The 24014-nt window shown below is 77.8% G+C and carries 25 protein-coding genes, 1 pseudogene and 1 riboswitch; of the genes and pseudogenes, 21 read left to right on the forward strand and 5 right to left on the reverse strand.

Translation table 11 applies throughout. The annotated features are described in order from the left end of the window. The first annotated feature begins 194 nt into the window (after positions 1-194). From ACRYMN_RS18200 to ACRYMN_RS18235, 8 genes and pseudogenes are all read left to right on the forward strand, one after another. Positions 195-893, forward strand: a complete 699-nt coding sequence (locus tag ACRYMN_RS18200) for a ThuA domain-containing protein (protein WP_432498149.1) — start codon at positions 195-197, stop codon at positions 891-893. Then, the gene (locus ACRYMN_RS18205) at positions 878-2023 is read left to right on the forward strand and encodes a Gfo/Idh/MocA family protein (RefSeq protein ID WP_432498152.1); all 1146 of its coding nucleotides are present in this window, start codon (positions 878-880) and stop codon (positions 2021-2023) included. The genes ACRYMN_RS18200 and ACRYMN_RS18205 overlap by 16 nt, the downstream gene beginning before the upstream one ends. A gap of 210 nt (positions 2024-2233) precedes the next feature. Next, positions 2234-2734: an RNA polymerase sigma factor gene (locus tag ACRYMN_RS18210; protein WP_432498155.1), complete on the forward strand. Its 501-nt coding sequence runs from the start codon at positions 2234-2236 to the stop codon at positions 2732-2734. A gap of 44 nt (positions 2735-2778) precedes the next feature. Next, a pseudogene (locus ACRYMN_RS18215) lies at positions 2779-3351 on the forward strand (methylated-DNA--[protein]-cysteine S-methyltransferase); the annotation flags it as partial. 325 nt (positions 3352-3676) lie between these two features. Beyond that, positions 3677-4240, forward strand: a complete 564-nt coding sequence (locus tag ACRYMN_RS18220; protein ID WP_432498157.1) for a DUF6328 family protein — start codon at positions 3677-3679, stop codon at positions 4238-4240. 33 nt (positions 4241-4273) lie between these two features. Further along, positions 4274-4383, forward strand: a riboswitch (SAM riboswitch). A 212-nt stretch (positions 4384-4595) separates the two neighbouring features. After that, positions 4596-5546, forward strand: a complete 951-nt coding sequence (locus ACRYMN_RS18225; RefSeq protein WP_432498160.1) for a MetQ/NlpA family ABC transporter substrate-binding protein — start codon at positions 4596-4598, stop codon at positions 5544-5546. 1 nt (position 5547) lies between these two features. After that, positions 5548-6576, forward strand: coding sequence for a methionine ABC transporter ATP-binding protein (locus tag ACRYMN_RS18230; RefSeq protein ID WP_432498163.1), 1029 nt, complete (start codon positions 5548-5550; stop codon positions 6574-6576). Positions 6577-6637: 61 nt separating this feature from the next. Continuing rightward, positions 6638-7237, forward strand: coding sequence for a methionine ABC transporter permease (locus ACRYMN_RS18235; RefSeq protein ID WP_432498210.1), 600 nt, complete (start codon positions 6638-6640; stop codon positions 7235-7237). Between the two features lie 7 nt (positions 7238-7244). Here ACRYMN_RS18235 and ACRYMN_RS18240 read toward each other — a convergent pair whose 3' ends face one another. Beyond that, on the reverse strand, positions 7245-9083 hold the full coding sequence (locus ACRYMN_RS18240; RefSeq protein ID WP_432498165.1) for a thiamine pyrophosphate-requiring protein: 1839 nt from the start codon (positions 9081-9083) through the stop codon (positions 7245-7247). Between the two features lie 224 nt (positions 9084-9307). Between ACRYMN_RS18240 and ACRYMN_RS18245 the strand changes: the two genes are divergently transcribed. Further along, positions 9308-9670, forward strand: coding sequence for a nuclear transport factor 2 family protein (locus ACRYMN_RS18245; protein WP_432498168.1), 363 nt, complete (start codon positions 9308-9310; stop codon positions 9668-9670). Between the two features lie 50 nt (positions 9671-9720). On the opposite strand, the gene ACRYMN_RS18250 is transcribed toward ACRYMN_RS18245, so the two are convergent. The 3 genes from ACRYMN_RS18250 to ACRYMN_RS18260 all read right to left on the reverse strand — a co-directional run bounded on the left by ACRYMN_RS18250 (position 9721) and on the right by ACRYMN_RS18260 (position 12214). Then, positions 9721-10215, reverse strand: coding sequence for an IS110 family transposase (locus ACRYMN_RS18250; protein ID WP_432498171.1), 495 nt, complete (start codon positions 10213-10215; stop codon positions 9721-9723). A gap of 383 nt (positions 10216-10598) precedes the next feature. Next, positions 10599-10961, reverse strand: coding sequence for a YtxH domain-containing protein (locus ACRYMN_RS18255; protein WP_432498174.1), 363 nt, complete (start codon positions 10959-10961; stop codon positions 10599-10601). 74 nt (positions 10962-11035) lie between these two features. Next, on the reverse strand, positions 11036-12214 hold the full coding sequence (locus ACRYMN_RS18260) for an aminotransferase class V-fold PLP-dependent enzyme (RefSeq protein ID WP_432498176.1): 1179 nt from the start codon (positions 12212-12214) through the stop codon (positions 11036-11038). 135 nt (positions 12215-12349) lie between these two features. On the opposite strand from ACRYMN_RS18260, the gene ACRYMN_RS18265 reads away from it, so the two are divergent. Next, positions 12350-12541: a DUF2795 domain-containing protein gene (locus tag ACRYMN_RS18265; protein ID WP_432498179.1), complete on the forward strand. Its 192-nt coding sequence runs from the start codon at positions 12350-12352 to the stop codon at positions 12539-12541. 29 nt (positions 12542-12570) lie between these two features. On the opposite strand, the gene ACRYMN_RS18270 is transcribed toward ACRYMN_RS18265, so the two are convergent. Continuing rightward, positions 12571-12825, reverse strand: coding sequence for a hypothetical protein (locus ACRYMN_RS18270; protein WP_432498181.1), 255 nt, complete (start codon positions 12823-12825; stop codon positions 12571-12573). Positions 12826-12961: 136 nt separating this feature from the next. On the opposite strand from ACRYMN_RS18270, the gene ACRYMN_RS18275 reads away from it, so the two are divergent. The 11 genes from ACRYMN_RS18275 to ACRYMN_RS18325 all read left to right on the forward strand — a co-directional run bounded on the left by ACRYMN_RS18275 (position 12962) and on the right by ACRYMN_RS18325 (position 23900). After that, a complete protein-coding gene (locus ACRYMN_RS18275; protein ID WP_432498184.1) occupies positions 12962-13642 on the forward strand; it encodes a metal-dependent transcriptional regulator in 681 nt (226 codons plus the stop codon). After that, positions 13639-14709 carry a PfkB family carbohydrate kinase gene (locus ACRYMN_RS18280; RefSeq protein WP_432498187.1) on the forward strand — a complete coding sequence of 357 codons (1071 nt, stop codon included), beginning with the start codon at positions 13639-13641 and terminating at the stop codon, positions 14707-14709. Before ACRYMN_RS18275 ends, ACRYMN_RS18280 begins: the two co-directional genes overlap by 4 nt. Continuing rightward, positions 14706-15686 (forward strand): Gfo/Idh/MocA family protein, encoded by a 981-nt coding sequence (locus ACRYMN_RS18285; RefSeq protein WP_432498190.1) that lies wholly within the window; start codon positions 14706-14708, stop codon positions 15684-15686. The genes ACRYMN_RS18280 and ACRYMN_RS18285 overlap by 4 nt, the downstream gene beginning before the upstream one ends. A 58-nt stretch (positions 15687-15744) precedes the next feature. Beyond that, positions 15745-16182: a nitroreductase family deazaflavin-dependent oxidoreductase gene (locus ACRYMN_RS18290; protein ID WP_432498192.1), complete on the forward strand. Its 438-nt coding sequence runs from the start codon at positions 15745-15747 to the stop codon at positions 16180-16182. 107 nt (positions 16183-16289) lie between these two features. Further along, positions 16290-16718, forward strand: coding sequence for a hypothetical protein (locus ACRYMN_RS18295; protein ID WP_432498195.1), 429 nt, complete (start codon positions 16290-16292; stop codon positions 16716-16718). 79 nt (positions 16719-16797) lie between these two features. Next, a complete protein-coding gene (locus ACRYMN_RS18300) occupies positions 16798-17472 on the forward strand; it encodes a histidine phosphatase family protein (protein ID WP_432498197.1) in 675 nt (224 codons plus the stop codon). A 129-nt stretch (positions 17473-17601) separates the two neighbouring features. Beyond that, positions 17602-18933, forward strand: a complete 1332-nt coding sequence (nhaA, locus tag ACRYMN_RS18305) for a Na+/H+ antiporter NhaA (RefSeq protein WP_432498199.1) — start codon at positions 17602-17604, stop codon at positions 18931-18933. Positions 18934-18964: 31 nt separating this feature from the next. Then, positions 18965-20092 carry a 23S rRNA (uracil(747)-C(5))-methyltransferase RlmC gene (gene rlmC / locus ACRYMN_RS18310; RefSeq protein ID WP_432498202.1) on the forward strand — a complete coding sequence of 376 codons (1128 nt, stop codon included), beginning with the start codon at positions 18965-18967 and terminating at the stop codon, positions 20090-20092. 234 nt (positions 20093-20326) lie between these two features. Beyond that, positions 20327-22186, forward strand: a complete 1860-nt coding sequence (locus tag ACRYMN_RS18315; protein ID WP_432498212.1) for a gamma-glutamyltransferase family protein — start codon at positions 20327-20329, stop codon at positions 22184-22186. Between the two features lie 185 nt (positions 22187-22371). Continuing rightward, positions 22372-23124 (forward strand): hypothetical protein, encoded by a 753-nt coding sequence (locus ACRYMN_RS18320; RefSeq protein WP_432498205.1) that lies wholly within the window; start codon positions 22372-22374, stop codon positions 23122-23124. After that, positions 23121-23900 (forward strand): MIP/aquaporin family protein, encoded by a 780-nt coding sequence (locus ACRYMN_RS18325; RefSeq protein WP_432498207.1) that lies wholly within the window; start codon positions 23121-23123, stop codon positions 23898-23900. The genes ACRYMN_RS18320 and ACRYMN_RS18325 overlap by 4 nt, the downstream gene beginning before the upstream one ends. Positions 23901-24014: the final 114 nt, after the last annotated feature.

The raw sequence follows: 24014 nt of genomic DNA on the forward strand, positions 1-24014 counted from the left end.
CCCCCCCCCCCCCCCCCCCCCCCCCCCCCCCCCCCCCCCCCCCCCCCCCCCCCCCCCCCCCCCCCCCCCCCCCCCCCCCCCCCCCCCCCCCCCCCGACGTGCGTCCGGCCCTGCCGCGAACGCCCCGGGAACCACCCGGACCCCCAGAACACCCCCTGAGCACCCCCCGAGCACCACCGGAAGGACGTTCCCCCGTGACACAGCGGCAAGCCCTCGTCGTGCGCGGCGGCTGGGACGGGCACCACCCCGTCGCGGCGACCGACGAGTTCATCCCGCACCTGGAGGCGAACGGCTTCTCCGTGCGCGTCGAGGAGGACTCGCCGGCGGTGTACGCCGACGCGTCCTACATGGCCGGCGTCGACCTGGTCGTGCAGTGCATGACCATGACGACCATCGAGAAGGACGAGCTCGCGGGGCTGATGTCGGCCGTGCAGGCCGGCACCGGCTTCGCCGGCTGGCACGGCGGCATCGCCGACTCCTACCGCAACTCCTCCGACTACCTGCACCTGGTGGGCGGGCAGTTCGCCTGCCACCCGGGCAAGCACCCCGACGAGCGCAAGGGCGACGAGACGGACAACTTCGTCCCCTACCGCGTCGAGGTGACCGCCGCGGGCGCCGAGCACCCGATCACCGCCGGCATCGGCGACTTCGACCTGGTCACCGAGCAGTACTGGGTCCTCACCGACGACTACGTCGACGTCCTGGCCACGACGACGCAGGCCGTGCGCGAGTGGGACCCGTGGAACCGCCCGGTGACCTCCCCGGCGATCTGGACCCGCCAGTGGGGGGAGGGCCGCGTGTTCGTGGCCACCCCCGGCCACGACCTGACCGTCGTGCGCGACCCCAACGTCAAGACCGTCATCGAGAGGGGCCTGCTGTGGGCGGCCAGGTGAGCCCGGACGCGCTGCGCGTCGGCGTCGTCGGCGCGGGCGTCATCAGCGCCCAGTACTCCGCGTGCCTGCAGCGCCTGCCGCAGCTGCGCGTGACGGCCGTGTCGGACCTGAACGCCGAGCGCGCCGGGGCGCTGGCCGGCGAGCACGAGGGCGCGCGCGTCCTGCCGCTGCCGGAGCTGCTCGCCTCCGACGACGTGGACGTGGTGCTGAACCTGACGCTGCCGTCCGCGCACGCCGACATCGCCCTGCAGGCGATCGCCGCGGGCAAGCACGTCTACGGCGAGAAGCCGCTGGCGACGTCCGTGGCCGAGGGCCGCGGGGTCGTCGAGGCCGCCGCCGCCGCGGGCCTGCGGGTGGGCTGCGCGCCCGACACCGTGCTGGGCACCGGCGTGCAGACGGCCCGGGCGCTCGTCGACGCCGGCGAGATCGGCGTGCCGCACTCGGCCACGGCGTTCATGACCACCCCCGGCCACGAGCGCTGGCACCCGCAGCCGGACTTCTACTACCAGCCCGGCGGCGGCCCGCTGCTGGACATGGGCCCGTACTACATCACCTCGCTGGTGCAGCTGCTCGGCCCCGTCGAGCGGGTCGTGGGCGTCTCCTGGCGCCCGGCGGGCACCCGCACCATCGGGCAGGGCCCGCGCGCCGGGGAGTCCTTCCCCGTCACGATCGACAGCTCGGTGGCGGGCGTCCTCGTGCACGCCTCCGGCGCCGTCTCCACCCTGGTGATGAGCTTCGACACCTGGGCGGCGCGCCTGCCGCGCATCGAGGTGCACGGCACCGGCGGCTCGCTGTCCGTGCCCGACCCGAACCACTTCGACGGCACGGTCTCGCTGTACTCCGCGGCCAGCGCCCCGGCGCCGTCCCCGGACGCCGACCACGAGGCCAACTGGCGCGACGCGGGCGTGCTCGCCGGCTACACCGGCGCCGGGCGCGGCTACGGCCTGGCCGACCTGGCCCTGGCCGCGCGCGAGGGCCGCCCCCACCGCGCCAACGACGAGGTGGCCCTGCACGTGCTCGACGTCATGGAGTCCGTGCAGCGCGCCGCGGACACCCGCACCTCCGTGGAGCTGAGCACCACCTGCCGGCGCCCCGAGCCGGTCGCCACCCCGGTCGAGCTGACCGCCTGACGAGCGGTCCCCGAGGACCCGTCCGTCCTGCACCGAGGACCCGTCCGTCCTGCACACTGCCCGCGTGAGCGGGCGGTGCGCGGGAGGGGCGGGTCCTCGTCGCGTCCGGGGCCCCTCCCGCGCCCGGCGGTGAGCGCCTCCCCGCCGCGCCCCGCCGCGGGGCCGGGCCCACCGACCTCACGCGGCGGGGCGCCCGCGCGTCCACGGGGTGTGGGAGGACGCGCGGAGCAGCCGCTGGAGCCGTTCGAGGCCGTCGTGCAGCGCCACGGCGCCGTGGTGCTGCGGGTGTGCCGGGCGGTGGTGGGGCCCGACGCGGCCGACGACGCCTGGTCGGAGACGTTCCTGTCGGCGCTGCGCGCCTACCCCTCCCTGCCGCCGGGCAGCGACGTGCGCGCCTGGCTGGTGACCATCGCGCACCGCAAGGCGCTCGACGCGCACCGCGCCGCCCGGCGCCGGCCCGTGCCGAGCGCGCAGCTGCCCGAGGTCGCCGCGCCCGCCGGGCCCGAGCCGGACCCGGTGCGCGACGCGCGGCTGTGGGCGGCGGTGGCGGCCCTGCCGCCCAAGCAGCGCCGGTGCGTGGCCTACCACCACCTCGCCGGCCTGCCGCACGCGCAGGTCGCCGAGCTGGTGGGCGGCACGCCGGAGGCGGCGCGGCGCGCGGCGGCCGACGGGGTGGCGGCGCTGCGCCGGACCTGGGACGGGCAGCGGTGAGGGCGCGCGGCGCGGTGCGCGCGGCGGCGGACGGAGGGGTTCTCGTGGACGGGCTGGACGAAGGGCTGGACGAGGGGCTGGGTGCGCTGCGCGCGCGGCTGGCGCGGCGCGCCGAGGACGCCGGGCTGCTGGACGTGGCGTACCGGACGGTGGACTCCCCGGTGGGACCGCTGCTGCTGGCGGCCACCGCGCGCGGGGTGGTGCGGGTCGCCTTCGCCCGCGAGGACCACGACGCGGTGCTGAGCGCGCTGGCCGCGGGCCTGAGCCCGCGGGTGCTGCACGCCCCCGCGCGGCTGGAGGGTGCCGCGCGCGAGCTGGGGGAGTACTTCGAGGGGCGCCGGCGCCGCTTCGGCGTGCCGCTGGACCTGTCGCTGGTGCGCGGCTTCCGCCGCGAGGTGCTCGGCGTGCTGCGCGGCCTGGGCTACGGCGAGACGGCCTCCTACGCGCGCGTGGCCGCCCTGGCGGGCAGCCCGCGCGCGGTGCGGGCGGTGGGCACCGCGTGCGCGCGCAACCCGCTGCCGCTGCTGGTGCCGTGCCACCGGGTGGTGCGCACCGACGGCGCGGCCGGGGGGTACCTCGGCGGCCCGGCGGCCAAGCGGCTGCTGCTGGCGCTGGAGGTGGGCACCGCGCCCGGCACCGCGCGCCTCGACGCGGGCGGGCGCGCGCGGCAGGCTGGTGCCGTGAGCGGGACGAGCGCCGAGGACTTCCAGCCCGAGCCGGCCCCGGGGCCGGAGGACGTCGAGGCGGTGCAGGAGGCGGCCGAGCGCGAGCGGCTGCGCGCCGAGGGCGAGCGTCCCGAGCCCTCCGACGCCGACGACCGCGAGGAGCCCGTCCCGTCGGCGGACCCCGACGTGGACGCGCCGGGCTGAGCCGCCCCGGGCGGGCCGGGGCGGCCCGGTCGGCTGCCGCGCCCGCGCGGCGCCCGCAGCCTACGGTGGTCGGGTGAGCACCGCCGCCGACGCCGACGACGCCTTCGCCGAGCTGCGGCGCGAGACGCCGACCGAGCGGCTGGACCGCAACTGGGTCGAGCTGCTGCAGGAGATGCGGGTGGTGCAGACCGGTGTGCAGCTGCTGGCGGGCTTCCTGCTGACCCTGCCGTTCCAGGCGCGCTTCGAGGACCTCGACGCGTTCCAGCGCGGGGTCTACGTGGTGGTGCTCCTGCTCGCGGTCCTGGCGATCGTGCTGTTCATCGCGCCCGTCGGCTACCACCGCGCCCTCTTCCGGCGCCGCTCCAAGGGCCGCCTGGTGCGCGCGGGCACGCGCTTCACCACCGCCGGCCTCGGCGTCGTCGGGCTGGTCGTCACCGGCGCCGTGCTGCTCGTGGTGGACGTGGTCAGCGGGCGCGCCCCCGCCGTGGCGGCGGCCGGGGCCGTGGCCGTCGCGGTGCTGGTGAGCTGGCTGCTGCTCCCGCTGCGGGAGGTGCGCGCCGTGCGCGCCGTGGCCGGTGCGCCGGGGGCGGGTGCGCCCGGGGCGGGCGCCGGCGGGGGTGCCGCGACCCGTCTTTGACGCCCGATCCGGCGCCGATTAGAGTCCGGCCCAGGCATCGAGCGTCAGCGACAAGCCCTGGCTTGCTGACCGGCAACCCTCGTCCGCGGTGGGGTGCTCCAGGTGAAAGCCCGGCGGGACGGTGCGTCCCGCAAGCGTGTGGTCGAGCGGCGCAGCGCGCGCTCGCCCTCCCCGGCAGGAGGCTGTTCGTCGTGATCCCGTGCACCACCTCCCGCCCCGCGGCCTCGTGCCCCCGGGGCGGTCCCGCGACCCGCGGCTGACCCCCCCCGCGCGCCCGAGCGGCGCCACCCGTCCCGCCCCGCGGCCCGACCCCGGTCCGCCGCGCACCCGAACCCGCACCCGCGAGGAGCCCGCCTTGTCCAGCACCACGCCCCCCGCCCTGCCCGAGAAGCCCCGGCGCAGCCGGCTGCCGCTGATCGTCGGCCTCGCCGTCGCCGTGGTGGCCGCCGTCGTCGTCGCCCTGCTCGTGCGCGGCGGCGACGACACCGCCACGACCGCCGCCGGCGGCGGCGAGGTGCGCACCGTGCGCATCGGCGTGACCGACCAGGCCGAGCCGTACTGGAACACCTACGTCGACCTGGCGCGCGAGCGCCTCGGCGTCGAGGTGGAGCTGGTGAACTTCTCCGACTACAGCCTGCCGAACCCGGCGCTGAGCCAGGGCGAGGTGGACCTCAACCAGTTCCAGCACGTGCAGTACCTGGCGAACTACAACGTGACCGCCGGCGACGACCTGCAGCCCATCGGCGCCACCGCCGTGTACCCGCTGCCGCTGTACTCCACCACCGTCGAGGAGCCCGGCCAGTTCGCCGAGGGCGCCACGATCGCCATCCCGAACGACGCCATCAACGAGGCGCGCGCGCTGCTGGTGCTGCAGGCCGCCGGCCTGGTGACCCTGGCCGGGGGCGGCACCGCGTTCTCCACCACGCAGGACGTGGAGTCCGCGCGCGTGGAGGTCGTCCCGCTGGACGCCTCGCAGACCGCCGGCGCCCTGCAGAGCGGGTCCGCCGACGGCGCTGTGGTGAACAACAACTACGCCACCAGCGCCGGGCTGTCCCCGGACGACATCGTGTTCCAGGACGACCCGGCCAGCCCCTCCGCGGCCCCGTACGTGAACCTCTTCGTCTCGCGCGCCGAGGACACCGGCGACCAGACCTACCTCGACCTGGCGAAGCTCATCCACGACCCGGCCGTGCAGGCGGAGTTCGTCGAGAGCTACCCGCAGGCCGTCGTCCGCGACACGGAGGCCCCGGTCCTGCAGGAGGACCTGGCCACCGTGGAGGAGGACGCGCGGGCGGCGCAGGGCTGAGATGTCCGAACCCCTCGTGCGCCTGCGGGGCGTCACCAAGCGCTACGAGCGCGGCGGCAGGAGCGTCACCGCCGTGGACGACGTCAGCCTGGAGGTGGGCACCGGCGAGGTGCTCGCCGTCATCGGGTACTCCGGGGCCGGCAAGTCCACGCTCGTGCGCCTGGTGAACGCCCTGGAGGCGCCCACCTCCGGCGGCGTCGAGGTGGCCGGGCGGGAGCTGACGCGGCTGCCCGAGAAGGAGCTGCGGGCGGCGCGCCGGGAGATCGGCATGATCTTCCAGCAGTTCAACCTGTTCCGCTCGCGCACCGTGGCCGGCAACGTCGGCTACCCGCTGAAGGTGGCCGGGGTGCCGAAGGCGCAGCGCGAGGCGCGCGTGGCGGAGCTGCTGGACTTCGTGGGCCTGCTCGAGCGCGCCCACGCGCACCCCGAGCAGCTCTCCGGCGGGCAGAAGCAGCGCGTGGGCATCGCCCGCGCGCTGGCGACGAACCCCCCGCTGCTGCTGGCGGACGAGGCCACCAGCGCCCTCGACCCGGAGACCACCACCGAGGTGCTCTCCCTGCTGCGCAGGGTGAACCGCGAGCTGGGCGTGACGATCGTCGTCATCACGCACGAGATGGACGCGGTGCGGCAGATCGCCGACCGCGTGGCCGTCATGGAGGCCGGGCGCGTCGTGGAGGTCGGCGACGTGTACGACGTGTTCTCCGCCCCGCGCACCGCGCCGGCGCGCCGGTTCGTGCGCAGCGTCCTGCACGACCGGCCCTCGGCCGAGCAGCTGGCGCGCCTGCGCGCGCACCACCCCGGGCGCCTGGTGACCGTGCGCATCACCGACGAGCCCGGGCTGCAGAAGCGCGTGGACGACGCGTTCGCCTCCGCGGGGGTGCGCACCGAGCTCGTGCACGGCGGCGTGGGGGAGTTGCGCGAGCGGCGCATCGGCTCCCTGACGTACGAGGCCACCGGCCCGGACGCGGCGGTCGAGGCGGCCCTGGCCGCGCTGCGCGGCGCGGGCGTGGTGGCCGAGGAGGAGGTCTGAGGTGGAGGGTTTCACCAGGACGGCCGACGTCTACCTCGACGCCATCGGCCAGACCCTGTTCATGGCGGTGGTCTCCATGGTCGCCTCCGGCCTGCTCGGCCTGGCCCTGGGCATCGCCCTGTACGCCACCCGCCCGGGGAACCTGCTGGGCAACCGGCTGGTGTTCGGCGCCCTGGGCCTGGTCGTCAACGTGGTGCGCCCCATCCCGTTCGTCATCTTCCTCGCCGCGGTCACCCCGCTGCAGGTGGCGGTGATCGGCACGAACATCGGCACCGGCGCGGTGACGTTCGCCATCGCGCTGGCCGCCGCGTTCGCGGTCTCGCGCATCGTCGAGCAGTCGCTGGTGGGCGTGGACCCCGGCGTCGTGGAGGCCGCGCGCGCCGCCGGCGCCTCCCGGCTGGGCATCCTCTTCGGCGTGGTGGTGCCCGAGGGCCTGGGCCCGCTGGTGCTGGGGTACACGTTCATCTTCGTGGGCATCGTCGACATGACCGCCCAGGCCGGTCTCGTCGGCGGCGGCGGGCTGGGCAGCTACGCCATCCAGTACGGCGCCCAGCGCTACGACTACGGCGTCATCTACGTCAGCGTCGCCACGATCATCGTCATCGTGCAGCTGGGGCAGCTGCTGGGCAACCGGATCGCCCGCGGGGTCCTGCGCCGCTGAGGCGGGGTCAGCCGTGCTCGCCGCGGCGGCGGCCGAGGGCGCGGGCGGCGGCGCCCACGGTCTCGCGGGCGCCCTCCACGACGATGCGGGCGGCCGAGGGGTCGCCGTGCAGGCCCGCCCTCGCGGTGGCCTTCGCGGTGGCGAGGAACTGCTCACGGGTGACGTGCGGGGGGATCATCGGCACGTCCGGGTCCACGACGGCGTCGACGACGGTGGGCCGGTCGGCCGCCAGCGCCGCGTCGAGCAGCGCGGCCAGGCCCTCGGGCCCCTCGGTGCGCACCCCGCCCAGGCCGAGCAGGCGCGCGTACTCCCCGTAGGGCAGGTCCGGCACGTCCATCGCGGCGCCGAAGGGCACCTCGCCCTGCACCGCGCGCGCCTCCCACGCGACGAACGAGAGCTGCCGGTTGTTGAACACCACGACGACGAACCGCGGGTCGGCCCACGTGCGCCAGCGCTGCGCGACGGTGACGAGCTCGTTGATGCCGTTCATCTGCATGGCGCCGTCGCCGATCAGCGCCAGCACCGGCCGGTCGGGGTGGGCCTGCTTGGCGGCCAGCGCGTAGGGCATCCCGCCGCCCATCGACAGCAGCGTGCCCGACAGGGAGGCGAGCATGCCCGGGCGCAGGTCGAGGTCGCGGGCGTACCAGCTCGTCGCGGTGCCGCAGTCCACCGCGATCATCGCGTCGTCGGTCAGCCGCGAGGACAGCTCGCGCACCACCAGTTCGGGGTTCAGCGGGTGCGCGGCGGCCGCGGCGCGCTCCTCGCCCCAGGCGCGCCAGGTGGCGTTCCACCCAGCGATGCGCTCGCGCCACGACGGGTCGGGCTCGGCGCCCTCCAGCAGCGGCAGCAGCGCCGCCAGCGTCAGGCCCGCGTCGCCGACGAGGTTGACCTCGGTGGGGTAGCGCAGGCCGCAGCGCGCGCCGTCCACGTCGATCTGCACCGCGCGCGCCTGCCCGGGCGGCGGGTAGTACTCGCTGTACGGCATGGTCGTGCCGACCATCAGCAGGACGTCGCACTCCTGCATCAGGTTCCAGCTCGGGCGGGTGCCGAGCAGGCCGATCGAGCCGGTCACCCAGTCCAGGCGGTCGTCCAGGACCGCCTTGCCCAGCAGCGCCTTCGCCACCCCGGCGCCGAGGCGGTCGGCCACCGCGGTCAGCTCCTGCGTGGCGCCCAGCGCACCCGCGCCGGCCAGGACCGCCACCCGCTCGCCCGAGCGCAGCACCGCGGCGGCCTGCTCCAGCGCCTCGCGGCGCGGGGTGCCCGGCAGGGAACCCGGCACGGCGCTGGTGTGGGTGTAGCCGTGCCCGACGGGCACCTCGAGGACGGCGTCGGCGTCCTGCAGGTCGCTGGGCAGCACGATCGCGGTCACCGTGCGCCGCTCCAGCGCGGTGCGCGCGGCGCGGTCCACCGCGTGCTGCACCTGGCTGGGGTCGCTGACCTGGAACAGGTACTCGCCGGCGACGTCGGCGTACAGCCGCACGAGGTCCAGCTCCTGGTAGTACCCGGTGCCCAGGGAGTTCGAGGCGCTCTGCCCGAGCAGCGCCACCACGGGCACGTGGTCGAGCTTGGCGTCGTACAGGCCGTTGAGGGCGTGCACCGCGCCGGGGCCGGAGGTCACCGCGCACACCCCGATGGGGCTGCCGCCGTACTTCACGTCGGCCGTGGCGGCGAAGCCGGCGGTCTCCTCGTGGCGCACCTGCACGAACTCCGCCTCGCCGGCGGCCTGGGCGCGCCCGAGGGCGGAGACCACCCCGCCGATGCCGTCGCCGGGGTAGCCGTACACCCGGCGCGCGCCCCAGCGGGCCAGGCGCGAGACGACGTGGTCACCGACGGTGGGGGAGGCCATGGTCCCAGGGTCCGCGCCGCACCGGGCCCGCGCACCCGGAGCGGGGGTGGGGCGCTCCGGCCGTGGGCTCCAGCCGGTGCGCCCGCGCACGTCGGACACCCCAGGGGTCGGGAGGTCGACCTCGGGCCGCACGGGGTGGTGCCGTGGGGGACGCCGGCGGCCGGTGATGCGCGTGGAGCGGGAGAGCCTTGCGGGTCACGGCCCGGACGACGAGGCTGGCCCGGGTGGACGACCTCCTGACCGCTGAACGTCGACTGCAGGCCGCGCAGCTGGCCGCCGATGTCGACGCGCTCGAGGCGCTGCTGCACCCGGACGTCGTCGGCAGAGGCCCCGACGGGTCGACCTTCACCAAGCAGGACGACCTCGACAGCTACCGATCGGGCAACCTGCGCATCGAGGCCATGGTCGAGCAGTCGGTCGAGGTCCACGACGACGGCGCCACCGGGGTGACGCGCACGGTCCTCGACGTCGACGCCGTCCAAGCAGGCGCGGCCGTCAGCGCACGCGTGCGGTACACGCGCCTGTGGGTGCGGACCGCGGGTGGGTGGCAGGTGCTGGCCGCCGCCTTCACGCCCGTGACGCAGTAGCCGACCGGTCGAACGGCCGGACGTGACAGCTCGTCCGGTCGTGGGCCTGCTCAGGCTGCTGCTGGTCGGCCGGTCGTCGTGACGGCGGCGGGGTGCGGGCCGGTGCGAGCGGCCGGGGCCAGGCGGTGCGCTCGTCGCAGGGTGTGTGCGTCGTGAGGCAGCCGTGCAGGCAGCGCCGCGGTCAACCGCTGGAGCTCCCTGGTGCGGTCCCGGATCGCGCTCTGGTGCGCCCGGACCAGGAGCTCCAGCCCCTCGACGTCCTGGCTGTCCCCGGTGACCGGGCGGTGGTGAGCGGCGTCCAGGCGCACGATCCCAGCCAGCACCCCGGCGTCCCCGACGTCGGGCTCCGCGCCCGAGCTGGTGTGCCGCTGCCGGTACCGGGCGGCCTGGACCGGGTCGATCGCGTGCACGGTGCACCTGGCCGCCAGCAGGGCCTGCACCCACGTGCCCCGGTCGGTCTCGATCCCCACGACCACCGCACCGGCGCGCAGGCAGCCGCTCAGCGGGTCGACGTCGTCCTCGGCGTGCAGGTGCTCGGAGATCACCGCGTGCAGCCGCGCCGTCCCTGCCGCGCCCTCGGGCGGACGGGCCTCGACCAGCCGCCGACCAGCCGCCGGCCCTGCCCGTCGTGGATCACCACATCGTGGTCACCACCGGCCCGGTCGTCACCGACGAAGGACGACCCCCGGCGGGCCGCCCCGACGGCAGCGACGGAGCGGAGCAGCGGCCAGTGCTCGAGCGCTCACCACCACCGGCCACCCTCGGCCACGGCGGGGCACGTCACCCCGGCAGCGGTCACGCCTGCCCACGACCGGTGGGGCGCACGCTCTGGCACCGGAACTCCACGGTCCAGTCGGTGGGAGTGCTGACCCCACCGGTCGCTACCGGCACCGAGCCTGCTCCCGGAGGGACCCGGCTCGGTGGCCCGTCAGTCGGTGGGCATCCGAGTGTGGTGCTGCTCGCCCAGCGGCTCGGCCACCTGCCCGCCCGCCGGCTCGTCGGCGCTGCCGACGCCGCTGGGGCTGGCCGGGTCGTAGGTGTTCTGGCCGCCGGTCACCTTCGTGCGCACGCTGCCGGCGGCGGCGCCGACCTTCTCCTGCGCGGCGGTGCCGGCCTGGCGGGCCACCTCGGTGGCCTTGTCCTCCAGGTCGACGACGCGCTTCTGCACCTGCGGGTTGTCCCAGGCGCGCGTGGCCAGCGAGCGGATCTGCTCGTACCGCTGCCGCCCGGCGCGGGCGCCGAGGACGTAGCCGGCGGTGCCGGCCACGAGGAACAGGACCTTGCCCTTCATCGTGGACCTCCGGGTCTCGGGGGGTGATCGGGTGATCACCGACCACTCTCCCAGCGCCGCGGGCCGCGCGCTCGTCAGAGCGCCCGGCGCAGGGCCCGCACCAGCACCTCCACGTCCTGCGCGGAGGTGTCCAGGTGCCCGCTGACGCGCAGCGCCGGCACGCGCATCTCCCCGGGTGCGCGCTCGGTGCCCAGCGCGGTGGTCAGCACGCCGTCGGCCTCGAGCAGCCGCGCGCGCACCGCGGCCGGGTCCACCCCCGCGGCCGCCCCCGGGGCCGACGGGCGCAGCGTGACGGTGGCGCTGGGCTCGTCGAGGTCCTCGACCACCTCCCAGGACCCGGCCAGCGCCTCGGCGAGGCGCCGGCGCACCGCCGCGCCGACGGCGGCCAGCCCCGCGCGCACCGCGGCCGGGCCGAGGTCGCGGTGCTCGGCCAGCGCGGCGGCCAGGCCCAGGCGCCCGGCCACGTGGGCCTCGTGCTGCTCCAGCGGTCCCAGGCGCTGCGCCAGCGGCCCGCGGGCGGCGACGACGCCCACCCCGCGCGGGCCGGCGAGCCACTTGCGGGAGGTGCCGTAGACGACGACGTCCGCCTCCGCGGGCAGCGCCGACAGGTCGGTGTCCACGTGGCCCAGGGCCTGCGCGGCGTCGAGGACGACGGGCACGCCCGCGGCGGCGACCTGCGCGGCGACCTGCGCGGCCGGCTGCACGGTGCCCACGTGGCTGCCCACCCACGTCACGTGCACCAGGCCGGGGCGCTCGCCGCCGGCCGCGGCGCGGGCGAACGCCTCCGGGTCCAGGCGGTGCGGGCCGGGCACGACGAGCGGGCGCACGCCCGCGCGGCGCAGTATCGCCACGTTGGGCCCGTACTCGCCGGGCGCGTGCGCCGCGGTGGCCGGCGGGCCGCCGGGCCAGCTCAGCAGCAGCTGCTGCAGCGCGTCGCCCGCGCCGTGCACGAAGGCGACCACGCCCTCGCCGGCCGGCCAGCCCAGCAGCGCGCGCACGTCGTCGCGGGCGCGCTCGAGCACCGCCGCGGCGCCGGCGGCGGCGACGTAGCCGCCCTCCTCGGCCTCACGGCGCGCGTGCGCGGCGGCCGCGTCGAGCGCCGCCCAGCCGCTGCGCCCGGCGGCGGCGGAGTCCAGGTGCACCAGCCGGCGCGGCGGGCGGGTGCGCCGCCACGCGTCGGCCAGCGCCCCGGCGGGCGCGGGGGAGCTGTCCGCGGGGTGGACGGGGCCGGGGGTGTCGACGGTGCGCTGCACGGTGCGATCGTGGCAGTCCCGGCGTGCGCGGTCGCCCGGTTTGCGGGTGGATGGTGCCCGACGGCCGCGCAGGGCGGCCGGTGCACGAGCGACCACCCCCCGGGCGACCACCCGGACGAGCACCCAGGAGGACCCGTGGCCAACGTCAGCCCCATCGACGTCCAGAAGGCGCTGCACGGCGTGGAGTACCCGGCGTCGAAGGACGCCCTGCTCAAGGCCGCCGACGACAACGGCGCGCCGAAGGAGGTCAAGGACGCGCTCGCGGGCATCGCCGACCGCGAGTACGAGGGCCCCACCGGGGTGTCCTCGGAGGTCTCCGGCGGCTGAGCCCGCAGGTCCGGGCCCCCGCGCCCGCCTCAGGCGGCGCGGGGGTCGACCCGGGCCTCGGCGGGCCCGGCCGCGCCGACCGCGGCGGCGACCGCCTCCGTGGTGAGCGCGGGGGCACGGCGCCCGGCCAGGCGGCGCGCGGCGGCGGCGCCCCAGGCCACCGCGAGCAGCAGCGCGAGCACGGCCTCGGGCCAGCGCGCGGCGCCGGCCAGCACGACGGCGGTGGTCAGCAGGGCCACGGCGAGGACGGCGTCGCCGATCCCCGTCCAGCGTCGGTCCACCACGACCTCCCTCGTCCCGTCGCACGGTCACCCGGGTACTACCCCCACAGTACGCCGCAGAAACCTCTTCGGTGCACCGAAAACGACGCGGCGGCACGGACCCCCACCCCCGCGGCGGCACGGGTGGCAAGCTGGCCCCGTGCCCCGACCCGCCACCCCGGCCGCCGAGGACTGCCTCAAGGCCGTCTACGCCGCGGGGGAGTGGTCGGACGAGAAGATCACGCTCTCCCGGCTGGCGCAGGCGCTGGGCGTCTCGCCCTCGACGGCCTCGGAGGCCGTGCGCAAGCTCACCGACGCCGGGCTGCTGCGCCACGAGCGCTACGGCGGCGTGGAGCTGACCGAGGCCGGGCTGGCGCAGGCGCTGGGGGTGGTGCGCCGGCACCGCCTGGTGGAGACCTTCCTCGTCGCCGACCTCGGCTACTCCTGGGACGAGGTGCACGAGGAGGCCGAGGTCCTCGAGCACGCCGTCTCCGACCGCATGCTCGACCGCCTCGACCGGCGCCTGGGCCACCCCGAGCGCGACCCGCACGGCGACCCCATCCCGCGCCCGGACGGCACCGTGCCGCGGCCGGGCGCGCACAACCTCGCCGACCTGCCCGAGGGCGCGGCCGGCTCCGTGGCGCGCATCTCCGACGCCGACCCCGACGTGCTGCGCTACTTCGCCGAGCTGGGCATCGGGCTGGACGTGCGCGTGCGGGTGGTCACCCGCCGCGGCTTCGCCGGCACCACCGTCGTGCGGCTGGGCGAGGGCCCCGGCGCGCGCGACGTCGACCTCGGCGACCCCGCCGTGGCCGCCGTCTGGGTCCTGCCCGCCCGGTGAGCACCACCGACGGGGGCGCCGGGGGCGCGACGGGCATCGAGGGCGCGACGGGCCCCGGGGGCGCCGTGCGCGACTCCCACGGGCGCCTGCGCGCGGCGAAGACCCACGACGTGACCGTCGTCGGCAGCGTCAACGCCGACCTGGCGATCGCGCTGCCGGCGCTGCCGCCGGCCGGGCAGACCGTGCGCGGCGCCGACGCCGTGCGCGGCCCGGGCGGCAAGGGCGCCAACCAGGCCGTCGCCGCCGCGCGCCTGGGGCGGAGCACCGCGATGGTCGCCGCCGTCGGCGCGGACGCCGACGGGCGCGCGCTGCGCGCGGCGCTGGCCGCCGAGGGCGTCGACGTGGCCCACGTGGGCGAGGTGCCCGCGCCCACCGGCGTCGCCGTCGTGCTCGTGCACGGCGGGGAGTCCACGATCGTGCTCAGCCCCGGCGCCAACGACCACCTCGACGCCGGGCGCGTGCGGGCGGCCGCGGCGGTGGTCAGCGGCGCGCGCGCCGTGCTGCTGCAGTGCGAGGTGCCCGACGCGGCGCTGCTGGCCGCGGCGCGGCTGTGCACCGGGCTGCTCGTGCTCAACCCCGCCCCGGCGCGGGCGCTGCCGGCGGAGCTGCTGCGGCGCACCGACCTGCTCGTGCCCAACGCCGGGGAGCTGGCCGTGCTGGCCGGCGAGGACCCCGCCGACGGCGCCGCCGGCGACCTCGACGCGCTGGTGCACCGGGCGCGCGCGGTGCGCCCCGACGGCACCACCGTGGTCACCCGCGGCGCGCTGGGCTGCGCGGTGGTCACCCCCGCCGGGGTGGCCGAGGTGCCCGCCGCGCCCGTCGGGGCCGGCGGGGTCGTCGACGCCACCGCGGCCGGCGACGGCTTCGTCGCGGCGCTGGTGGACGCCCTGCTCGGCGGGGCCGGGCTGGTGGACGCCGCCCGGTGGGCGGCGCGGGCGGCGGCGGTGGTGGTGGGCCGCCCCGGCGCGGCGGCCTCGCTGCCGCGCCGCGAGGAGGTCGAGGGCGCAGCGGGCGCACCGGGCGCCGGGGGCGTCGCGGGGACGGACGAGCGGGAGGTGGCGCGGTGAGCGTCGGGTGGGGCTTCGTGGGCACGGGCGGCATCGCCCGGACGGTGGTGCGGGCGCTGGAGCTGGCCGACGGCGGGGAGCTGGTGGCGGTGTGCTCGCGCGACGCCGGCCGCGCGCGCGCCTTCGCCGACGAGCACGGCGCGGCCGGGGCGCACGACGACGTCGCGGACCTGCTGGCCGACCCGGCGGTGGACGCGGTGTACGTGGCCACCACCCACCCGCAGCACCACGCCCCGGCGCGCGCGGCGCTGCTGGCCGGGACCCCGGTGCTGGTGGAGAAGCCGATGACCGTCACGGCCGCGGCCACCGGCGACCTGGTCGCCACCGCCCGCGAGCGCGGCGTCTTCCTCATGGAGGCGTACTGGACGCGCTTCCTGCCCCTGACGCGCGAGCTGCTGGACGTGGTGGCCTCCGGCGCGGTCGGGCAGGTGCTCTCCGTGCACGCCGACCTCGGCTTCCCCGCGCCGGAGTCGGCCCGGCGCTTCCACGACCCCGAGATCGGCGGCGGCTCGCTGCTGGACCTGGGGCCCTACCCGGTCGGGCTGGCGCTGACGCTGCTGGGCGCCCCGGACACCGTGCGCGCCGCCGGGACGCTGACGCCCACGGGCGTGGACCGCCAGGTCGCCCTGGCGCTGTCGTGGGAGTCCGGTGCGGTGGCCGCGCTGTCGACGACGATCGCCGCGCAGGCGTCCTCGCGCGCCTGGGTCGAGGGCGACGCCGGCTGGATCGAGCTGGACGCGCCGCTGCACTCCGGCCGGCGCTTCAGCGTGCACCGGCGCGGCTCGGAGGAGGTCGAGGTGCACGAGAACGGCGTCGAGCACGGGCACCGGTTCATGCTCGAGCACGTGCACGAGTGCCTGGCGGCCGGGCGCACCGAGAGCCCGCTGGTGCCGCTGAGCTGGTCGCTGGAGCTGGCCGGCGTGCTGGAGCAGGCCCTGACCCAGGTGGGCGCGGCGCGCCGCCCCGAGCTGGGCTGAGCCGGTCCCGCGCGACCCCGCGCGGGGCGGCGGCGCACCGCCTGGTTACGGTCGCGCCATGCCGCTGACTGGTGAGTACGTGCCGAGCCCCGAGGCCTGGGTCCGGGAGCAGGTGGAGAAGTACGAGGCGTCCGGGGGCGCCGAGGCCGGCGACCTGCGCGGGATGCCGGTGGTCATCGTGACCACGAAGGGCGCGAAGTCGGGCAAGCTGCGCAAGCAGGCCCTCATGCGCGTGGAGCACGAGGGCAGCTACGCGGCCGTCGCCTCGCTGGGCGGGGCGCCCAAGCACCCCGTCTGGTACCACAACCTCAAGGCCGAGCCGCTGTGCGAGCTGCAGGACGGGCCGGTGCGCAAGGACTACCGCGCCCGCGAGGTCACCGGCGAGGAGAAGGCCGCCTGGTGCGAGCGCGCCGTGGCCGCCTACCCCGACTACGCCGACTACCAGGCGAAGACGGAGCGGGAGATCCCCGTCTTCGTGCTCGAGCCCGTCGGCTGAGCGCCCCCGCGCGCTCGCGTCGCCCGGACGGGCGCTGCTCCGTCCGGGTGACGCACCCTCAAGACGCCCTCCCGACCTGACACACTCGTCGTGACAGTACGAGCACGATGAGTGATCAGGAGGCGATCGCCGTGCGGATCGGGTCCGTGACCACGCCCTCGCCGGTGCGCAGCACCGTCCGTCCCGAGGCCCTGCGCCACCTCGTCCCGGTGCAGCCCCTCAGCCCCGACCACGTCCACGAGGACCCGCTGGACGAGCTGACCCGCTCCGACCGCGACCTCATCGCCCACCTGTACGGCCCGGTGCTCGACCTCGACGAGCTCGAGGGCACCCCCGTGGCGCGCCTGGCCGCCGAGATCGCCCGCGAGCGCCGCTCCGGCACCGTCGGCGCCGGGCGCGACCTGACCGCCGAGGACGTGCGCCGCATCGTCGGGCGCCTGACGCTGACCAGCCCGCGCCCCGTGCCGGTCGCCGTGCAGGTGCGGCTGATGGCCCTGCTGGGCGCCGGCGGCGGGCACCTGGACGTCGTGCTCTGAGCCGCCCGCGCCGGGCCGCGCCCGCGCCGGAGCACCCCGCGGCGCTGCCGCGCCGCCGGGGTGGTGGCAGGGTGGCCGGGTGCGCCTGCTGCTCGTCCGCCACGGCCAGACCCCCGCGAACGTCGCCCGCCTGCTCGACACCGGCGTGCCCGGCCCCGGGCTGACCGACCTGGGCCGCGAGCAGGCCGACGCCCTCGCCGACACCCTCGCCGAGGAGGGGATCGGCGCGCTGACCGCCTCCTCGCAGGTGCGTGCGCAGCTGACCGCGGCACCGCTGGCCGCCCGCCTGGGCCTGCACGTGGCCGTCGACGCCGGGCTGCGCGAGATCGAGGCCGGTGAGGTGGAGATGCGCGGCGACGACGAGGCGCTGGCCCGGTACTTCGCCGTCGTCGGCGCCTGGCTGCGGGGGGACCTCGACGCCGCCCTGCCCGGGGCGCCGGACGGGCACGCCTTCTTCGCCCGCTACGACGCCGCCGTGGCCGCGGCCGTCGAGCGCGCCCGCGCCGCCGGGGCGGGCACGCTCGCGCTGGTCAGCCACGGCGCGGCGATCCGCACCTGGGCGGGGGTGCGCGCGCGGAACCTCTCCGGCGCCTTCGTGCACGACACGGGCCTGCTCAACACCGGGGTGGTGGACCTGCGCGGCGACCCGGAGCGGGGCTGGACGTGCGAGTCGTGGATGGGCGCGGCCGTGGAGCAGGCGCAGGCCGACGCCGCCGGCGCCGGACCCGCGGGCGAGCCCGGCTCGGTGTTCTGAGCCGAGGTCGCGACCCGGGCCGCCCGGGCCGCCCGGGGCGGCGCCGCGCGCCCCGCGCCGGTAGGGTCCGTGAGCAGGTGTGCCGGGAAGTCTGGTCGGCGGTCCCGTCCGCGACCCCTGGAGGCCACCGTGTCCCCGAGCACCCCCGCCCGCCCGCCCCTGTTCGCCCGGGGCTCCTGGCCCGAGGCGCGCCGCATCGCCGACGTGCTGCGCTACGAGACCGTCGGCGGCGCCCTGCTGCTGGCGGCGACCGCGCTGGCGCTGGTGTGGGCCAACCTGCCCGGGGGCACCTACGAGGCGGTGCGGCAGTTCCACCTCGGGCCCGCCGCGCTGGACCTGGACCTCTCGATCGAGCACTGGGCCGCCGACGGGCTGCTGGCGGTCTTCTTCTTCATCGCGGGCCTGGAGCTCAAGCGCGAGTTCGTCGCCGGTGACCTGCGCGACCCGCGCGCGGCGGCGCTGCCCATCGCCGCGGCCGTCGGCGGCATGGCGGTGCCCGCCGGCGTCTACGTGCTCGTGGTCTCCCTGGCCGACGCGCCCGCCGGGGCGCACGCCGGCTGGGCGATCCCCACCGCCACCGACATCGCCTTCGCCCTGGGCGTGCTCGCCGTCATCGGCAGCCACCTGCCCTCCGCGCTGCGCACCTTCCTGCTGACCCTGGCCGTCGTCGACGACCTGCTGGCCATCACCGTCATCGCGGTCTTCTACACCGCCGACCTGGCCGTGGGGCCCCTGCTGCTGGCGCTGCTGCCGCTGGCCGCGTTCGCCGTGCTGGTGCAGAAGCGGGTGCGCACCTGGTGGCTGTTGATCCCGCTGGCGCTGCTGGCGTGGGGCCTGGTGCACGCCTCGGGCGTGCACGCCACCGTCGCCGGGGTGCTGCTGGGCCTGTCGGTGCCGGTGGTGCGCAGCGCCGCCGCCGGCGGCCCGCAGGCCGGCCCCGGGCTGGCCGAGCACTTCGAGCACCGCTGGCGGCCGCTGTCCGCCGGCTTCGCCGTGCCCGTCTTCGCGCTCTTCTCCGCCGGGGTGGTCGTCGGCGGCGCCTCCGGCTTCGCCGACGCCCTCAGCGACCCCGTCGCCCTCGGCGTGGTGCTCGGCCTCGTGGTCGGCAAGCCCGTCGGCATCGTGCTGACCACCTTCCTGCTGGCGAAGCTGACCAGCGCGGAGCTGGACGAGCACCTGTCCTGGGTGGACGTCGCCGGCCTCGGCGTCCTGGCCGGGATGGGCTTCACCGTCTCGCTGCTCATCGGCTCCCTGGCCTTCGGCGAGGGCAGCGAGGCCGGTCAGCACGTCACCCTCGGCGTGCTGGTGGGCTCCACCGTCGCGGCGCTGCTGGCCGCGCTCGTCCTCAGCGCCCGCAACCGCACCTACCGGCGCATCGAGCTCGAGGAGGGCGTCGACGCCGACGGCGACGGCGTCCCGGACGTGTACCAGCGCGAGCGCGGCACCGGCGGGCGCGCCTGAGGGTCCGGCCCGGCGCCTACCCTGGAGCACCGTGCAGTGCTCCTACTCCGACGCCGGCGCGTGCCGCTCGTGCACCCTCATCGAGCTGCCCTACCCGCGCCAGCTCGCCGGCAAGGAGGAGCGCTGCCGCGCGGCGCTGGGCGAGCACCCGGGCCTGCGGTGGCTGCCCACCGTGCGCAGCGCCGAGGCGGGCTACCGCAACAAGGCCAAGATGGTCGTCGGGGGCACCGCCCGCCGGCCCACCCTGGGCATCCTCGACGCCGCCGGGCGCGGGGTGGACCTGCGCCGCTGCGCGGTGTGCTCCCCGGGCGTGCGCGCCGCGCTGCCGGCGGTGGCGCGCTTCATCACCCGCGCCGGGCTGGAGCCCTACGACGTGCCGCGCCGGCGCGGGGAGCTGAAGAACGTCCTGGTCACCGAGTCGCCCGACGGCGAGCTCATGCTGCGCTTCGTGGTGCGCTCGCGCGCACCGCTGGCCGCGATGCGCCGCGAGCTGGCGCACCTGCGGCGCGAGCTGCCGAACGCCGTCGTCGTCACCGCCAACCTGCTGCCCGAGCACAAGGCGGTCGTCGAGGGCGAGGAGGAGGTCGTGCTCACCGAGCGCACCTCGCTGCGCATGCGGCTGGGCGCGGTGGACCTGCACCTGCGCCCGCAGAGCTTCTTCCAGACGAACTCCCCGGTGGCCGAGGCCCTGTACGCGCAGGTCGCCGGGTGGGTGCAGGAGGTCGCCCCCGCGCAGGTGTGGGACCTGTACTGCGGCGTCGGCGGCTTCGCGCTGCACTGCGCGGCGCCCGGCCGGCGCGTGACCGGCGTGGAGGTCAGCGCCGAGGCCGTCGAGAGCGCCCGCGCCTCCGCGCGCGCCGCGGGCCTGCAGGGTCTAGAGTTCCTCGCCGCCGACGCCACCCGCTTCGCCCTGGAGGCGCCCGCGGCGCCGGACCTCGTCGTCGTCAACCCGCCGCGGCGCGGGATCGGCGCGCCGCTGCGCGAGTGGCTGGAGCGCTCCGGGGTGCGCCACGTCGTCTACTCCAGCTGCAACCCCGACTCCCTGGCCGCGGACCTCGCCGCGATGCCCTCGCTGCGCCCGGTGCGCGCCCGCGTGCTCGACATGTTCCCGCAGACCGGGCACGTGGAGGTCGTCGCGCTCCTCGAGCGCGCCGCCTGAGGACGCCCCGCCCGGGGCGCGGGCGGCGACGCGCCGCGGCCCCGTGGCGCGGCCGCGCGCGCCCTGCCACGCTCGGAGACCCGAGCCGACGGCGGCCCGCCGTCCGCGCGACCGGAAGGTGTCGCCGTGCCGCCCACCAGCGCTCCCGCCAGCCCGCCCGCGCACCCCGCCCGTCCCGCGGGCCGGCGCGCGCGCCCGTCCCGCCCCCTCGCGGCGGTGCTGCTGTGCCTGGGGCTGGCCGCGCCCGCCCTCGCGGCCGCGCCCGCCGGCGCCACCACGACCCCCACCCCCACCGCGGCCCCCACCGCGGCCCCGGGCACCCCGGCGGCGGTGCCGCTCGTCGAGCGCGGCACCCGCGCCGTGGCCGCGCACCCGCCGCTGAAGCGCCCGGTGGCCACCGGCCGCGGCGGTGCCGTCGCCAGCGTCGACCCCGACGCCACCGCCGTCGGCCTGGAGGTGCTCAGCCGCGGCGGCAACGCCGTCGACGCCGCCGTGGCCACCGCCGCCGCCCTGGGCGTGACCGAGCCGTACTCCGCCGGCGTGGGCGGCGGCGGCTTCCTCGTCGCCTACGACGCGGCCACCGGGGAGGTCACCACGATCGACGGCCGCGAGACCGCCCCCGCCTCGCTGGGACCCACCTCCTTCCTCGACCCGGCCGGGCGGGCGCGCCCCTTCCCCGAGCTGGTCTCCTCCACGCTGTCCGTGGGCGTGCCCGGCACCCCCGCCACCTGGGAGCGGGCGCTGCGCGAGCACGGCACCTGGACCATGGGCGAGGCGCTGGCCGGCGCGCGCCGCCTGGCCGAGCGCGGCTTCGTCGTCGACGAGACGTTCCGGCAGCAGACGCTGGACAACGCCGCGCGCTTCCGCGACTTCACCTCCACGGCGCAGCTGTTCCTGCCCGGCGGGGACGCGCCCGCGGTCGGCTCCCTCTTCCGCAACCCGGACCTGGCCGCCACCTACGCCCTGCTGGGCGAGCAGGGCGCCGCCGCCCTGAACGGCGGCGAGCTCGGCCGCGCCGTCGTCGACACCGTCGCCGCGCCGCCGGTGGCGCCGGGCGTGACCCGCGAGGTGCTGCGCGGCGGCATGACCCTGGCCGACCTCAGCGCCTACCGGACCGTCGAGCGCCCCTCCACGGTGGTCGAGCACGAGGCCGCCGACGGGCCCGTGCAGGTGCACGGCATGGCCCCGCCCAGCAGCGGCGGCACCACCGTGGGCGAGGCGCTGCAGGTGCTCGACGCCCTCGGCCGCAGCGACGACCCGGTCGTCTCCGAGCACCGCAAGCTGGAGGCGGCGGCCCTGGCCTTCGCCGACCGCAACCGGTACGTCGGCGACCCGGACGCGCAGGACGTGCCCACGGCGGCGCTGCTGTCGCAGGCCTTCGCGGACTCGCGCGCCTGCGCGGTGCGCGACGACGCCGTCCTGCCCCGGCCCGTGGCCCCCGGCGACCCCGCGGCCCCGGTGCCGTGCGCGGCGGGCACCGCCGCCGCGGCCGGCGACGAGGGCACCTCCACCACCCACCTGGTCACCGCCGACGCCGCGGGGAACGTCGTCTCCTACACGCTGACCATCGAGCAGACCGGCGGCAGCGGCATCGTCGTGCCCGGGCGCGGGTTCCTGCTCAACAACGAGCTGACCGACTTCACCACCGGCCCCGCCGACCCGGCCGTGCCCGACCCGAACCTGCCCGCCCCGGGCAAGCGGCCGCGCTCGTCGATGTCGCCGACGATCGTGCTGCGCGACGGGCGCCCGCTGCTGGCCGTCGGCTCCCCGGGCGGGGCGACGATCATCGGCACCACCCTGGGGATCCTCGCCGACCGCCTCGACCGCGGCGTGCCGCTGGCCCGGGCCGTCGCCGCCCCGCGGGTCTCGGAGCAGAACCGCTCCGCCGCGGCCGGCGGGGCCGCCGCCGAGCCGGCCTACGTGGACTCCCCGCGCGGGCGGGCGCTGGCCGCGCTCGGGCACGTGTTCACCCCCGTGCCCGAGATCGGTGCGGCCGTCGCGCTGGAGGTGCTGCCCGACGGGAGCGCACTGGCCGTGGCCGAGCCCGCCCGCCGCGGCGGCGGCGCGGCCGGGGTGGTGCGCCCGGCGCCCTGAGCCGCCCGGGTGCCGGTGCCTCCCGACGCGCTCGAGTCGCGGGCGCGCCGGGGGCGGACCACACTCGACGGGCCGGAACACCCGGCACCACCCGGCACCACCGGGGACCGGCCCGCGCACCGCCTCAAGACCCGGGGCACGACCGCCCGGGGCCCGCCCGGTGCACGACCACCCTGGAGGTACCCGTGAGCACCCCCTCCGACGGAGCCCACGCAGCGGGCTCGCCCGGCGACGGCGCCGCCGCCGGGCCGCGCCCCTCGGGCCGCCCCGCCCAGCAGGCCACCGCCCACCCGGACCGCCTCAGCGTCGAGCACGGCCCCGGTCACGGCCCCGGTCACGACAGCGCCTCGCGCTCCATGAGCCGCAAGTCCGTCCTGCAGCGCGAGAAGGACGCCTTCGGCGGGATCAAGGTCGGCTCGGCGTTCTTCGGCTGGCTCACCGCCACCGGCACCGCCGTGCTGCTGACCGCCCTCCTGGCCGCCACCGGCACCGCCGTGGGCCTGGCGAGCACCGAGGGCACCCCCGCGCAGGCCGTGGGGTCGCTGGCCCAGCAGGCGCAGGGCTCCGCCGGCGCCCTCGGCGCCGCGGGGGCCGTGGCCCTGCTCGTGGTCCTCTTCGTCGCCTACTTCTGCGGCGGCTACGTCGCCGGGCGCATGGCCCGCTTCAACGGCGCCCAGCAGGGCGTGGCGGTGTGGGCGTGGGCGATCGTCGTGGCCCTGGTCGTGGCCGGCCTCGCCGCCCTGGCGGGCAGCTCCTACGACGTGCTCGGGCAGCTCAACAGCTTCCCGCGCCTGCCCTCGGACCTCTCCTCGCTGACCGCCGCCGGGGTGCTGGCCCTCATCGGCGCCGTCGTCGTCGCGCTCGTGGGCGCGGTCCTCGGCGGGCTGGCGGGCATGCGCTTCCACCGCCGCGTCGACCGCGCCGGGCTCGGCCGGTGAGCGCGGGCACCGAGGGGGCGGTGCGCGTCGAGCGCGCACCCTCGCGCGGCGGCAACCGCGGCCTGTACGGCAGCGACGCGGGGGCCAACACCCTGCTCTCCGGCACCGCCGAGGCCGTGGGCACCTTCGTGCTCGTCCTGGCCGGCACCGCCACGGCCGCCGCCGGCGTCGTCGCCCAGCCCGTCCCGTACGACCTGCTGGCCGTCGTGCTCGCCTTCGGCCTGGCGCTGGCCGCGCTGGCCGCCGCGCTCGGGCACGTCTCCGGCTGCCACCTCAACCCCGCCGTCACCCTCGGCCTGGCCGTCACCCGCCGCTTCCCGTGGCGCGCCGTGCCCGTCTACGTCGCCTGCCAGCTCGCCGGCGCGGTGATGGCCTCGCTGGCGGTGTGGGCCTTCTACGGCGAGCGCGCCCGCGAGGCGTTCGGGCTGGCCGCCACCGTCCCCGCCCCCGGCGTCGGCGACGCGCGCGCCCTGCTCGTCGAGGCCGTCATCACCTTCGTGCTCGTGCTCGTGGTGATCTCCGTGGCCACCGACGAGCGCGCCCCGGCCGCCGCCGCCCCGCTGGCGGTCGGCGCCACCCTGGCCGTGTGCGTGGCCGTGGCCGCGCCCCTGACCGGCGGCGCCGTCAACCCGGCCCGCGCCTTCGGGCCGGCGCTGGTCTCGGGCACCTGGGACTCCTTCTGGGTCTACCTGGTCGGCCCGCTCGTCGGCGGGGTGCTCGCCGCGCTGCTGTACGACCGCGTCCTCGGCCGGGCCGAGGCCCCCTCCGGCGACTGAGCCGGGGGGGGGGGGGGGGGGGGGGGGGGGGGGGGGGGGGGGGCGCGCGGGGCCGCCGCGCCCCCCCCCGCCCCCCCCCGCCCCCCGCGCTCCCCACCCCAACAAAGACAGACT

Origin of the sequence: Kineococcus gypseus (genome assembly GCF_050871305.1) — a bacterium.
Taxonomy (GTDB): Bacteria; Actinomycetota; Actinomycetes; order Actinomycetales; family Kineococcaceae; genus Kineococcus; species Kineococcus gypseus.

Bases quoted from the DNA above. Each gene is read 5' to 3' on its own strand.
- ACRYMN_RS18230 (WP_432498163.1), top strand. From the start codon at position 5,548: ATGTCCGAACCCCTCGTGCGCCTGCGGGGCGTCACCAAGCGCTACGAG.
- ACRYMN_RS18235 (WP_432498210.1), top strand. From the start codon at position 6,638: ATGGCGGTGGTCTCCATGGTCGCCTCCGGCCTGCTCGGCCTGGCCCTG.
- ACRYMN_RS18240 (WP_432498165.1), bottom strand. From the start codon at position 9,083: ATGGCCTCCCCCACCGTCGGTGACCACGTCGTCTCGCGCCTGGCCCGC.
- ACRYMN_RS18255 (WP_432498174.1), bottom strand. From the start codon at position 10,961: ATGAAGGGCAAGGTCCTGTTCCTCGTGGCCGGCACCGCCGGCTACGTC.
- ACRYMN_RS18290 (WP_432498192.1), top strand. From the start codon at position 15,745: ATGCCGCTGACTGGTGAGTACGTGCCGAGCCCCGAGGCCTGGGTCCGG.
- ACRYMN_RS18295 (WP_432498195.1), top strand. From the start codon at position 16,290: ATGAGTGATCAGGAGGCGATCGCCGTGCGGATCGGGTCCGTGACCACG.